Source organism: Pseudolactococcus yaeyamensis (assembly GCF_054658615.1).
Genome location: NZ_BAAGGP010000083.1, coordinates 1 through 12815, shown reverse-complemented (window position 1 = coordinate 12815; position 12815 = coordinate 1). Strand labels below are relative to the sequence as shown.

The following is a 12815-nucleotide window of genomic DNA, read 5'->3' as shown; positions in this document are numbered from 1 at the left end:
AAAATCCGTGAGTCCATTCCAGAACTATTATCTCTGAGAAACGGCTCAGTAGTCAAGTGAAAATTAATATCAATTAGGTAAAAATCGTAGTGGTTAATCACTACTAGAATATATTATACGAGGAGAAAAAATATGAAATTTAAATCTTTAGGTATCATCGCAGTCGCTGGTTTAGCAGCGCTAACACTCACAGCCTGTGGCGCAGCACCCGGTGGTAGTTCGGCTAGCTCAAAAGGCACGACAATTGGTAAAACCTTTAAATTGGGTTATGACCTTGAATTATCAGGTGCTACAGCAGCTTATGGGAATGCTGGTAAAGACGGTGCAGATCTTGCAGTTGATGAAATCAACAAAGCAGGTGGCATCAACGGCAAACAAATCACAGTTGTTTCAAAAGATAATAAGTCTGATAATGCCGAAGCTGCAACGGTTGTCTCTAACCTGATTAATAATGACAAAGTCAATACAGTCATCGGCTCAATGACATCAGGAGCTGTTAAATCAATGACACCAAACATTACTAAGGGTGCAGTACCATTGGTGACACCTGCGGGAACTGACGATACCTTGACAGTTACCAATGGCAAAGTTAATGAATATGTTTTCCGTTCAACTTTCCAAGATAGCTACCAAGGGAAAGTCCTTGCTAACTACACGACGAATGAACTAAAAGCAAAAAAAGTGATTCTCTACTATGATAACTCATCTGACTACGCCAAAGGCATCGCCAAATCATTTGAGAAAACTTATGAAGGTAAAATCGTTGATAAAGTCTCTTTCCAAGCAGGCGACAAAGATTTCCAAGCAACCTTGTCTAAGATTAAAGGCGAAGAATTTGATGCGATTGTCATGCCGGGTTACTATAGTGAAACTGGTTTGATTACCAAACAAGCACGTGAACTTGGAATTGAACAACCAATCCTTGGTGGTGACGGCTTTGCTGACCCAACCTTCATCACACTTGCTGGTGATGCAGCGGCAACGAACGTCTATTATGTTGCAGGCTACTCAGCTAAAGCATTAGCGAGTGACACGACGACGAAATTTATCGCAGCTTACCAAGCCAAATACAAGTCTGAACCGTCAATGTTTGATGCACTTGCCTATGATGCGGTTTACATGGTGAAACAAGCAGCCGAAGATACAAAAGCTAAAACATCAGTAGATGTGAAAGCTGGTCTTGCCAAACTCAAAGGCTTTGAAGGCGCGACTGGTGACATTACTGTTGATAAGGACCATAACCCAGTCAAAGATGCAGTCGTGGTGAAACTTGAAAATGGTAAGGAAGCCTCTGCAACACTTGTTAAACCAGACTAATTGATTCAATACTGTCAAAGTCACAAAGTCTTATGGCTTTGTGATTTTATGCGTTATAAAAGGGAGAAAAAATGAAAAAGATTGCAATGGTAGGTCTTGTAGCGACAGCGCTAATGGCTTTATCTGCTTGTAGTAGCGCCCCCGGTGCGGCAAAAAATGACACTGAAAAAGGCAATACCATCGGTAAAACCTTTAAAATCGGATTGAATATGGAGCTGTCAGGCGCCTATGCAGCACCGGGTAATGCTGAGAAAAATGCTGTTCAATTGGCAACAGATGAAATCAATGCTGAGGGTGGCATCAACGGTAAAAAAATCCAGTTAGTCATCAAAGATAATAAGACGGATAATGGTGAAGTCGCAACCGTCGCCTCTAATCTGACCAATAATGATAAAATAGCTGCGATGATTGGTCCGATGTCATCTGGTGGGACACTTGCAGCGACACCAAATGTGACCAAAGCACAGGTACCATTGATTACACCGACAGGGACAAATGATGGCTTAACGGTTAAAAATGGGAAGGTACAACCTTATATTTTCAGGACGATTTTCCCAGATGCCTTCCAAGGTAAAGTGATCGCTAACTACACAGAAGAAACCTTAAAAGCTAAAAAAGTTCTTGTTTATTACGACAATTCGTCAGACTATGCGCGTGGTATTTTAGGGACGTTTAAAGACAACTATAAAGGTGAAATCGTTGACACCCTCAGTTTCCAAGGTGGCGACAAGGACTTTCAAGCGGCATTGACCAAGGTCAAAAATAAATCTTTTGATGCGATTGTCCTCATCGGCTACTATGCCGAAGGTGGTCTGATTACCAAACAAGCACGTGAAATGGGCTTGAATCAACCGATTGTTGGAGGTGACGGCATTTCTGATCCGACCTATACCGAGTTAGCAGGCAGTACTGCAACGAATGTGTATTATGTTGCTGGCTTTTCGACAAAAGCACCCTTTAATGAACGAACAACGGCATTTATCAAGGCTTATAAAGATGCCTTTAACGAAGAACCGTCAGCTTTTTCAGCTTGCGCCTACGATGCGGTTTATATGATTAAGCAAGCGGCAGAAGCGGGAAAAATCAAAAATTCCGCAGAACTAGCCAAGGCTTTAGCCAAAGTTAAAGGCTTGGTCGGGACGACAGGTACGATTGATATCGATAAAAATCATAATCCGGTTAAGTCAGCAGTTATGGTTAAACTGGAAGACGGCAAGGAAGCATCAGCAGAGATTGTCAAATAATCTCGACATAAATCTTATCGTTTATTAAAAAATAGGGGGAGTAAACCCGTAAAACACGAACGTTTAAAGTGAAATTTAAACGTTTTTTTGATAAAGGCAGAAATTTACTTGACAACTTTCTGAAAATTGATAAAATGATAATTAAAATATTTACGGATGGCACCAAGTCTATCCCTTTCGTTCATAGGAGAAAACATGAAAAAAATGTCAAAAATTTTCGTCAGTTTAATGGTTGCAGTCGCAGTGTTGATGATCGCTTCTTGTCGTGCAGCACCGGGTACATCAACCAATATAACAGGTAACCGAATTGGAAAAACCTTTAAACTAGGCTATGACATTGAAATGACAGGCGCAGTTGCAGCATATGGGAAATCTGGCGAACGTGGTGCAGATATGGCTGTCGCCGAAATCAATGCGGCTGATGGGATTAACGGCAAAAAAATAGAAGTCATCAAGAAAGATAACAAGTCAGATAATGCAGAGTCTGCGACTGTTGCAGCTAATTTGATGTCAAATGAACAGGTCAATGCCGTCATCGGTACCAATGCCTCATCGCAAACCAAGGCGATGATTCCAAATGCCAATAAATTTGCAGTGCCCATCGTTGCCCCTACTTCAACTAATGATGAGCTGACCCATCAAGGTAAAAAAGTCGAAAAATTTGTTTTCCGTGCTATTTTCCCAGATTCATTCCAAGGGAAGGTCATTTCAGACTTTGTCACGGATTCATTGAAATCAGATAGCGTCGCCGTTTACTATGATAATTCGTCAGACTATGCCAAAGGTCTCTACCAAAACTTTAAAGACAATTACAAAGGTCAGGTTGTCGATGTCGCGACCTATCAAGCTGGCGACAAGGATTTCCAAGCACAACTGTCTAAACTATCAAAAGAAAAATTTGATACTTTGATTGTGCTAGGGTATTATCAAGAAGCTGGGATTTTGGTTAAACAAGCGCGTGAGTTGGGGATTAACGTGCCGGTTATCGGTGGCGATGTCCTCGCAGACCCGACCTTCTCAAAACTCGCAGGACCTGAAGCGGCTAACGACATCTACTTTGTCTCAGGTTTCTCAAGTCTCAAACCCGCTAACAGCAAAACGGAAAGCTTCATCAAAAATTATAAGGCTAAATACGGCGAAGTACCATCCGCCTATGCTGCCTGCGCCTACGATGCCGTCATGATGGTGAAGGCTGCAGCAACCAGTGAAAAAGCTAAAACATCAGTAGATATCGCCACTGGTCTTGCTAAAATCAAAAACTTTGAGGGTGTGACAGGCAATATCACAGTAGACAAAAACCATGACCCAGTCAAATCAGCCTATCTCGTTAAACTCGAGAAAGGAAAAGAAGTCTCAGCTGAGATTGTGAATCCTTAAAGCAGATAAAATAGCAGATAATAAAAAATTGGAACAGAAAATCACAAAAATAGACAAACCGCGTATCTTCGTTTTTGAAAACGTTGATTTCATGCGGTTTGTCTATTTTTCATGAGCTAACGAGGTGAGTTTTCACCTTACTTATTTTTGCAGATACCTGTCTCTAAGCGTGTCAAAAAGTGCTCTAAGTCACCTTTATGCCAGCCTGTAAAAAACAAGGAGGTAGAAAAGAAAGGCACATCTTGATATTTTTTTTCAGGAAGCCAATTAGAAATAATCCCATCAGGTTTTTCACCCTTTAACTGCTCGGACGTACAGACTTCAATAGGGACTGTGGTGCTATTGACAATCTGATTAATCAACGATTGTCGATGAAATGTAGAAATACTACTTTGTATGAGGAGTTTAATCGGTTGATGATGTTTTGAGGCGATAACTCGCAATAACATGAGATAGTGATGGTATAAACTAGGGAAATTTTGAATCATTGTCCTGATGTCGCTATTTTCACGACAGAGATGTTGGATAAAATTTTGAAGAAGAGTAGGGATTGCCCCTTCGGTTTGAACATATTTATCAACCATTGGCTCTAAGTCAAAAGTCTTAATGCGCCCCCTGAAAACAGCAGCCTCACAGTTAAAAAGAGATAAATTGTAGTTTAAGCAATCAATTTCAGACTGTCTCAATGATAAACCAGATCTTTCTTGAAATTGTGTCACAAAATATTGGACACTAGGAGAAAGAGAAGGCGCAATTTTAGCGGCATAACGTTCACAGTCTTCAAGTGTCAACACATTGGCACGACAAAATAGAAAATACAAATAGCGACATTCTTTTTGTTTGGTTTCCAAATCAGGACAATTGTCTAAAAAGTCAAGCTCGAGCATGTTTTGTAAAAAATCGTCATAGCTGATAAAAGGAGAGTCCTGTAGAATAAAATCCTCTTCTGAAGTAATAAAGTATCTAGATTGACTAGAAACTTGGAAAATATAGAATCCTAATTTTATTTTTGAGAGGGTGATATAGGGAATCTGCGGTGCAATTTTTGATAAGAGTTGTGTTGCCTGTTCGAGCTCTGGGGAGGTCACAATGATTTTGTCTAAATCCAAGCCCCAAAGAAGATTGTAGTACAAGAATCTAATTTGATGTTCCTTACCTTGGAGCGGTTTATTGCGAAGAAAACTGATTTTGCAGTGGTAAGGTTTAAGAAAATCATTTAACTGTTTAATGTAGAGAGAAGCATTGGACTTGCTGAGCGCTAAATTAAGATATAAGTCTGTGAAAGTAATCTGTGGATTTTCAAAAATGGTCATGAGAATCTGATATCTGACGGATTTTTGCATAAAATAATGATATAAGTCAAAAATTTTAAAGTTTGTTTCTGATGACATTTTGAGTTTGCTTTTTTGAACGGTAAAGGTCTTCAAATCGTTTTCTTTACAGTACTCTAGTAAAGTATTGAGATAAGTCTTGATTGTTTTTTGACTGAGTTCAAGTCTATCTTCTAAAACGCTAAAAGCGAGTTCTCTTGAAGGGGTCTGACTGACTTGACTAATGATATCTAAAATATTTTTAAATTTTTTATCTAATAGAAATGTTTCCATATCTGCCATATAAAATCCTCCTGTAATGTTGACCTGATATACTATGATACCACATCATAAATAGGAAAGGAAGCCATACGCTAAATACGCAGTGTTTGATGTTGGTCGAATGCTTTGTAACTCCTTTCATTTCGCCCCCCCTCCCCATTCTCTTTTTTTTTGGATTTTATAGAAAAAAAAGGGGAGAACTTTGTATAGAAAGATGTTATCCTAGAGATTGGATATGAAACAAAACGTTTTTTTAAGGAATATTAAAATAAAAAACGTTAAATTATCCATCTTCCTCATTTTTCTGCAACAGTTATCAAAGGTTTTTTAGCTTATCAAGCATATCGCTTTGTAAAATAGAAAAAATGATTTATAATGAATTTTATGAGCATTAGTTTTTGATAAATGTTATTAAATGAAATTGAAACATCTGTCTTAACAGGCAGTGTTGCTCTTTATGATTATTTAATTTAACTTTAGCATATCGTTTTGTGAATTTGAAAAGTTAATTTATAATAAACAGTATAGGATTCGTTTCTCAATTTTTAGTTATAATATTAAAAGAAAAGCTCTTCTTTGCAAGTTAAATCTGTCCAGTGCAGTCATTTAACTTTAGCATATTGTTTTGTAAATTTGAAAAATTAATCTATAATAAACTTTGTAGATTTTGCTTTCGATTTATGGTTATAATATTAAAATAGAATATTTATTTTAATAAAGCGACGTCGTTTTGTGTAGTCATTTGTATTTAATTTCTATAAAAGAGAAACATCGCCAACTTTAATGAAAAATAAAAGAAAGAGAAATATTTGTGTTTTTATTATACGTAGAAAGAAAAAAGTCTTATATCCCGGGTGCTGTCTTTGGTATTGTCTTCTTTGATGATACTTAGGTAGACATCTAGATTTTTAAAGTAAAAACCTTAAAGGAGGTGAGTTGAGTGAAAAAAACGATTTTGGTTGTATTATCTTCTATGTTGTTGAGTAGTAGTGCCTTACTTGTTAATGCCGACACATCAGTGGAAAGAGCAACTGAAAGTGGTGTTGAGTTTACACAAGAGAAAATAGTCGGTGTACCACGTGATCCAAAAGATCCGAGTAAACCGTTTCCGGGTAAGCAAGGTACTCTAAACGCTTATGAAGATGATACAGAACAAAATTATTCGCAAGCAACTAAAGACAACCCCAAGCTTTTAAGTTCGAACGAGGAAATAGAACTAGGTTTGACACACGTTCCTGCGAAACTGTCATTTGGAGCAGTTGTTGCGACAGACGGATTAGCAGTTTATCGTTCAATTGGAGATGCTGCGTTCTATGAAGATGAAATTTATCATTTGCAAATGATGGATAACCGTAGTCCAGAGTCAACTGGTTGGAGTGTTAGTGTCCAACTACAAGACAAGATTACTTCTACTGATGGTTCCCATAAAGTAGAAGGCGCAATGCTTTGGATCCCCAAGGGTGAGTCAAGAAATGAGTTAAATCAAAACAGTGCATCTGTTGATACGACGAATTTTGAAGCTTTTGCTGGTTATGTAACAGATGCAGCACCATTAGAAGTTTGGCGCACACAAGGCAATGATAAGACGCGTGGTAAAGCCGTTTCTTCCTATGTGCTAGCAGCAAATGCGATGGAATTACATATTCCAGAAAACACCGAGTTCCAACGTGATAGCTATGCGTTCGATATGCTTTGGACAGTAGCAGCAACACCTGATAAATAATATCAAGTGGCTGCAAGCTAGGATAGGCAGTTAGAACGCATGAAAACAAAAGGAAATAAAGAAAAATTAAAAAGGAAAATTAAAACATGAAGCACATTAAATTACTTTCAGTAGTAGCGTTAGCAGTATTTGGCGCGACAGCAGCAAGCAGCGTCGTTAGTGCCGCCCCAGTTTTGGATCGTCAAACAGGAGGCAGCATCGAATTTGATAACGCAACAAACGACATCGATATCAATGACCCAGAGAAACCAGATGTGGCATTCCCGACAACAGAAGATCCTAAAAAACCAATTGAGCTTATCCAAGGCCCAGCAGGTGGTTTGTTCTTAGGTGGTGTCCCTGATACCTTTAACTTTGGTAAACATGAGATTGGTGCAACTGATATCTTCTCTGGTAAAGTCTTGACTTATGAACAAGAGAAACGCCCATCAGTAACTAGAAAACAAGGTGTCGCTGTCTATGATGGTCGTATTGATAAAGATGACTGGTCGCTTAGTGCTAAGTTATCAGCGTTTAATACTGGTAAATTAAAAGGGACAACGATTACAATCGAAAATGCGAAAACACTTTCTCAATTTCCTAACCAACAACCTAAGCTAGTTCAAGGGTCAAAAACAACGATTTCACAAACAACATCTGTTGAGTTTTTGAAATCAGATCCAAAAGCAAAAGGAACGACATCAGCATTGTGGGACAAGTTTTCAGATGTCAAAATCAACGTTCCTGCAAGCGAAATCACTAAAGGGGCACACAAAGCAACAGTTGACTGGACTTTAGTCGCAGGCGCTAACTAATTGCCAACATCTGACTAAAAGCACCATCAAATCAAAAAACGGTTACAATTAATAAAAAATAAAAAAGAGGATTACAAATTATGAAAAACATCAAATTACTTTCAGCTTCAGTTTTAGTCGCAACACTATTTTCTGCATCAGCATCACTTGCTTCTGCAGACACAACAAAATCTAGTGTTGAATTGACAGAAGATATCGGTCCGGGTGCATCACTTGTTTTGCCAACTGTACCAGATAACTTAGGGACTGACCTACCAGACAGCATCTATAAAACTGGTACTAAACCAGATGTGACAGACTCTAGCATCTTAACTGCAAAAGATTTGACAAATCCTGCTTACCCAAATGAAGTTATCCCTGGTTATGCTGGAGATTTGCACTTCTCACTGATTCCAAAACAATTTGACTTTGGTTCACATAAAGTAAGTGCTGCTGACCAACAAGTTGGTGTTAAATATGCACAAGAATCAGCTTCACCATTTACTGGTTTGCAAGCAGTAGAAGTTCACGATGGTCGTGTATCTGCTGGTGATGACTGGCACGTAACTGCTAAACTTGGTACTTTTGCAAACCTGAGAGGTGCAAAAATCACTTTCAAAAACACACAAGTAGGTAATCAATACAGCAATGGTACAGCTGTTTTAGGTAAAGGCCACACTGGTACAACGACTAAAACTTTTGAGTTGGTAGAAGGCGCTGCAGCTAAAAGCTTCTTGAGTGCAGGAACTGTCTCTAAAGGGAATACTTCTGGTTACTGGGCTAACAAAACTGATTTAGAACTCTCTATCCCAGCAGGTCAATTAAAAGCTGGTAAACATACTGCTGATGTGACTTGGACTTTAGAAGCAACACCAGAAGTTTAAGCTTAAATCAAAACACACGAAAACAACTCAAAATCAGAATTACAAAAAGGAATAGAACATGAAAAACATTAAATTATTGAGCGCATTAGCACTTTCAGCTACACTCGTAGCTGCTTCAGCAAGCCTTGCTTCAGCAGCGGTTGTTACTAAACCGGGTAACACAGCAACTGAAACAACTTCAGGTTCAGCTGGTTTTATCACAGATAAAACAACAGCTTTCGTCCCACAACTTCCAGAAGGTAAAGGGGATGACACAGTAGCGAATGGTTTGACAAATCCAGACGTTATCGACTCAACTGTTAAAGTCAGTGACTTGGCACTCTATGCGCATCCAGCTGAGTTCAACTTCGGTGTGACAAAAATCTCAGCCGCTGACAAACAAAAAACGACAGTTGCATTGAAACAAAAAAATTGGGCTGCTGCGAATAACAACGCTGATGGTACTGATACAACAGGTTCAACAAAACTTTATTCACGTGACTTCCAAAGTTTACGTGTTCAAGATGGACGTGTCATTCCAAAAGATTGGTCAATTTCAGCAGAAGCTACACCGTTTAAAGATGGTAGCAAAACATTGACTGGTGCTGTGATTAAGATTTCTAAAGCGACTAAATTCACTTCTGATACAAAAGGTGCTTTATCAACACCAGCAGCGAATGGTGCATTTGAAATCAAAACGACAGGTGCTGCTACAGCGGACATCTTGAAAGCAGACCCTGAAGCACGCTTCACATCTGACCTTAACTGGAAAACTTCAGACGTATCATTGGAATTCCCTGGTTCTGTCATTGATACAGGTAACTTTACATCAACAGTCACTTGGACTTTAACAGGTACACCAGACGCATAATTTCTAAAATTATGAGCTTGAGAGGCTAGGAAGGCCATCCTAGCCTTTCGAGCTTATAATCTTAGTTAAAGGAGTCTTATTATTAACATGAAAAACATTAAATTATTGAGTGCCTTAGCACTGTCAATATTTGCAACATCTGCTATGGGGCTTACAACGTCAGCAGATACGAAAACAGGTGATGCTTTTGCAACATTTAAAGAAGATACATCACCCACTGAACCCAAAATCCCAGGAAAAATCGGTGCGGGTCAACTAGATCCACAAGCAATAGCTGATCTTACCAACCCGGCTAAAGGCCCAACGGTTTACACAGCAGCTCAAAAAAATGAGCTTGCGATTGTGCAACGCCCTTCGGTCTTTAACTTCGGCGAAACAATTTTGAAACCAGACAGCAGAAGACAAGATTTAACAGTCAAAGCTCTGGCTAAAAATGTGGACGGCACTAGCTTTGATGATAAATTCAAAGACAGTTCTTACGTGCAATACGTGACAGTCTACGATGGTCGCACAGCTACAGATGGTTGGGAGTTAAATGCTTCAGCAACTGTCTTAACAGATAAAACGACAGCATCGAAACAATTAACGGGTGCAACGATTTCAATCGCCAACACGACACGTTGGAATGAAGATGCGGATGCTGGGAAAAGTGCGAATACCAATCTGACAGGTTCAGATTTCGTCATTAAAACAGATGGGTCATCAACTAAAGTTATGGAAACGAAGACAGCGAAATATGAGTCGGATGTCATTTTCCGTGCGGATGATGTGTCCTTGACTGTACCAGCATCAGTTGTTCAAATGGGTGACTTTGGTTCAACGATTACATGGACATTAGTTGCAGCACCATAACATTAAAAGAATAAGGTTTTTGTCTTATCATGCTCTACCAGACAAATCATTAAAAAATGAAGTTCAAATACTGGTAATTTTTACAAATAAAGTTTAGTATTAGAGTATAGTGGCAATATAAAAATTTTTGAATCTTGAAAGGAAAAAAACACAAGACTTATGTTTAACAAGAAAATTAAATATCTAACAATTACTCTAATGCTTGCTTTGCTTACCATTGGACAGTTTTCTATGGGGGCTATCACATCACATGCGGCAGCGCAAGGTGATTACTCTATCCAAAAAGTTGCGCCAGCAAGTGGTGAAATCAAGGAAGATGCCTCTTACTATGATTTAAAAATGGCACCGGGCGAAACGAAAACGATTGAAGCTAAAATTTTTAATAAAGGCTCTGAAGAGATTATTGTAAAAGATCAAATCTTTTCATCTTTTACCAACGCAAATGGTCAAATTGATTATACAAAACAAGCTGAGTCATATGATAAAAGCTTGAAAATCAAGATGAGTGATATTGCACAGGTCAAAGCCAGTGATATTGATGCTAAAGTAGCACCGGGTGGGGAAACAACTGTTAGTGTTGATATTACAGTACCCCAAGACGCACAGGCGGGTGTTATTCTAGGCTCATGGCATTTTGAAAAAGAAGGTCAAGTAGACGACAGTGGCAAAAAAGAGGGTGTTACCATCAACTCTAAGTATGCCTATGCGCTTGCGATTAAAATTACAGTTGATAAAGAAATTGAAAAACCTAATCTTAATCTTTTGAGTATTTCTGCAGGTGTTGTCAATTATAAAAAAGCTTTCCTTGCTGAAATTCAAAATGATATGCCAGCAATTGTCGGCAAGTTGACAATCGATGCTAAAGTAACAGCCAAAGGGAAGTTTGATACACTCTATGAAAATAAACTAGAGGGACTTACTTTCGCACCAAATTCCAACTACAAATTCCCAGTATTCCTTGGTACAGACCAATTTAAAGCTGGCGAATATACGTATCGTATCAAGGCGACGACAGATGATCCGAAATGGTCAAGCAAAACTTGGGAATGGAATAAGGACTTTACCGTCTTGCCAAATGAAGCGAAAAAGGCAAACTCGCAAGCGATTAATGATCCAAGACCTGAAAAATTACCAATGTGGGTATTCTTTGCGATTGGTGGTTTACTACTTCTTATTCTATTACTTCTTTTCCTATTCTTGCTTTTAAGAAAACGTCGCAATAAAGAGGAAGAGGAAGAATGATTTATCATAGAATGAAAGAAAACTATATGGAGAGTACAGTGAAAAAAAATATTAAGTGGCTTTTGTTGGCCCTTCTGGTATTTGTTTCTGTTGGCACCCACCATGTTTCTGCAGAAACGACTCATGGTGAGTTTCAAGTAGGAAAAAATCCACCAGCAACATCAACACCGCCACCCACTTCATCATTACCAACAACAGACAATGGTGGTGGTAGTGGTGTGGTGTCATCCGATCAACTTCCTATGACTGGTGAACAAGTGTTTGTTTGGACTTTATTTGCTGGTTTGTTACTTGTTGCCCTCGTGCTCCTCATACTCGTTATGCGGAAAAGAAAAGAGCAACAAGAGGTACAGACGCATCATCAATCTTAGTTTCAAAATCCATTCTTTTTCCGTTACAAGTTGTTGCTAGGATTAAAAAGATTGGAAGGATTAAACCCCGAACAAAAAGTTTTAAAATAGAAGGATCACATGATTGATATCATGTGGTTCTTCTTTTTTTGTCAATTAAAGTCAAGGTTCGTTTCAAATTAACAAAAAAATATCCTAACAGCAACCTTATTATTAATGCGTATATTTTTATGGGAAAACTGTTATTTTATTTGATAAAAGAAACAGAAAATGTTATAATTAAGGCAGTAGGCAGTAGGCAGTAGGCAGTAGGCAGTAGGCAGTAGGCAGTAGGCAGTAGGCAGTAGGCAGTAGGCAGTAGGCAGTAGGCAGTAGGCAGTAGGCAGTAGGCAGTAGGCAGTAGGCAGTAGGCAGTAGGCAGTAGGCAGTAGGCAGTAGGCAGTAGGCAGTAGTTATTTTATTCAAATCTAAATTAGAAATTAATACGTATAACTTAAAACTTCAACCTTAACACTTAGTACAACAAGCTTATGCATAAGTCTCAATATCAAAAATCTCAAACTCAAAACTGTAAAACTCATGTCACAAACCTTACACATTACAACTCAGTC

At 38.6% G+C, this 12815-nt stretch carries 11 protein-coding genes; 10 read left to right on the top strand and 1 reads right to left on the bottom strand.

Annotation, left to right across the window (positions count from 1 at the left end; genetic code table 11):
* Positions 1-132 precede the first annotated feature (132 nt).
* The 3 genes from ACYQ21_RS12855 (at position 133) to ACYQ21_RS12845 (ending at position 3938) form a co-directional block, all read left to right on the top strand.
* Positions 133-1317: an ABC transporter substrate-binding protein gene (locus ACYQ21_RS12855; protein WP_460058843.1), complete on the top strand. Its 1185-nt coding sequence runs from the start codon at positions 133-135 to the stop codon at positions 1315-1317.
* 71 nt (positions 1318-1388) lie between these two features.
* On the top strand, positions 1389-2561 hold the full coding sequence (locus ACYQ21_RS12850; protein ID WP_460058842.1) for an ABC transporter substrate-binding protein: 1173 nt from the start codon (positions 1389-1391) through the stop codon (positions 2559-2561).
* Between the two features lie 195 nt (positions 2562-2756).
* Entirely contained in the window at positions 2757-3938 is a 1182-nt protein-coding gene (locus tag ACYQ21_RS12845) for an ABC transporter substrate-binding protein (protein ID WP_460058841.1), read from the top strand.
* A 137-nt stretch (positions 3939-4075) separates the two neighbouring features.
* Here ACYQ21_RS12845 and ACYQ21_RS12840 read toward each other — a convergent pair whose 3' ends face one another.
* Positions 4076-5551 carry a helix-turn-helix domain-containing protein gene (locus tag ACYQ21_RS12840; RefSeq protein ID WP_460058840.1) on the bottom strand — a complete coding sequence of 492 codons (1476 nt, stop codon included), beginning with the start codon at positions 5549-5551 and terminating at the stop codon, positions 4076-4078.
* Between the two features lie 919 nt (positions 5552-6470).
* Here ACYQ21_RS12840 and ACYQ21_RS12835 point away from each other — a divergent pair.
* From ACYQ21_RS12835 to ACYQ21_RS12805, 7 genes are all read left to right on the top strand, one after another.
* Complete coding sequence (locus ACYQ21_RS12835; RefSeq protein WP_460058838.1) at positions 6471-7253, top strand: WxL domain-containing protein; 783 nt, start codon at positions 6471-6473, stop codon at positions 7251-7253.
* An 86-nt stretch (positions 7254-7339) separates the two neighbouring features.
* On the top strand, positions 7340-8047 hold the full coding sequence (locus ACYQ21_RS12830; RefSeq protein WP_460058837.1) for a WxL domain-containing protein: 708 nt from the start codon (positions 7340-7342) through the stop codon (positions 8045-8047).
* Between the two features lie 80 nt (positions 8048-8127).
* Positions 8128-8910: a WxL domain-containing protein gene (locus ACYQ21_RS12825; RefSeq protein WP_460058835.1), complete on the top strand. Its 783-nt coding sequence runs from the start codon at positions 8128-8130 to the stop codon at positions 8908-8910.
* Positions 8911-8968: 58 nt separating this feature from the next.
* Positions 8969-9760, top strand: coding sequence for a WxL domain-containing protein (locus ACYQ21_RS12820; RefSeq protein WP_460058834.1), 792 nt, complete (start codon positions 8969-8971; stop codon positions 9758-9760).
* An 87-nt stretch (positions 9761-9847) separates the two neighbouring features.
* Complete coding sequence (locus ACYQ21_RS12815; RefSeq protein WP_460058833.1) at positions 9848-10612, top strand: WxL domain-containing protein; 765 nt, start codon at positions 9848-9850, stop codon at positions 10610-10612.
* A 159-nt stretch (positions 10613-10771) separates the two neighbouring features.
* On the top strand, positions 10772-11854 hold the full coding sequence (locus ACYQ21_RS12810) for a DUF916 and DUF3324 domain-containing protein (RefSeq protein WP_460058831.1): 1083 nt from the start codon (positions 10772-10774) through the stop codon (positions 11852-11854).
* Complete coding sequence (locus ACYQ21_RS12805; protein WP_460058830.1) at positions 11851-12225, top strand: LPXTG cell wall anchor domain-containing protein; 375 nt, start codon at positions 11851-11853, stop codon at positions 12223-12225. Before ACYQ21_RS12810 ends, ACYQ21_RS12805 begins: the two co-directional genes overlap by 4 nt.
* The last annotated feature ends 590 nt before the right edge of the window (positions 12226-12815 follow it).

Excerpts from the sequence above, each read along its gene's own strand:
- ACYQ21_RS12855 (WP_460058843.1), top strand. The coding sequence starts at position 133 with ATGAAATTTAAATCTTTAGGTATCATCGCAGTCGCTGGTTTAGCAGCG.
- ACYQ21_RS12850 (WP_460058842.1), top strand. The coding sequence starts at position 1,389 with ATGAAAAAGATTGCAATGGTAGGTCTTGTAGCGACAGCGCTAATGGCT.
- ACYQ21_RS12845 (WP_460058841.1), top strand. The coding sequence starts at position 2,757 with ATGAAAAAAATGTCAAAAATTTTCGTCAGTTTAATGGTTGCAGTCGCA.
- ACYQ21_RS12840 (WP_460058840.1), bottom strand. The coding sequence starts at position 5,551 with ATGGCAGATATGGAAACATTTCTATTAGATAAAAAATTTAAAAATATT.
- ACYQ21_RS12830 (WP_460058837.1), top strand. The coding sequence starts at position 7,340 with ATGAAGCACATTAAATTACTTTCAGTAGTAGCGTTAGCAGTATTTGGC.
- ACYQ21_RS12825 (WP_460058835.1), top strand. The coding sequence starts at position 8,128 with ATGAAAAACATCAAATTACTTTCAGCTTCAGTTTTAGTCGCAACACTA.
- ACYQ21_RS12820 (WP_460058834.1), top strand. The coding sequence starts at position 8,969 with ATGAAAAACATTAAATTATTGAGCGCATTAGCACTTTCAGCTACACTC.
- ACYQ21_RS12815 (WP_460058833.1), top strand. The coding sequence starts at position 9,848 with ATGAAAAACATTAAATTATTGAGTGCCTTAGCACTGTCAATATTTGCA.
- ACYQ21_RS12810 (WP_460058831.1), top strand. The coding sequence starts at position 10,772 with ATGTTTAACAAGAAAATTAAATATCTAACAATTACTCTAATGCTTGCT.
- ACYQ21_RS12805 (WP_460058830.1), top strand. The coding sequence starts at position 11,851 with ATGATTTATCATAGAATGAAAGAAAACTATATGGAGAGTACAGTGAAA.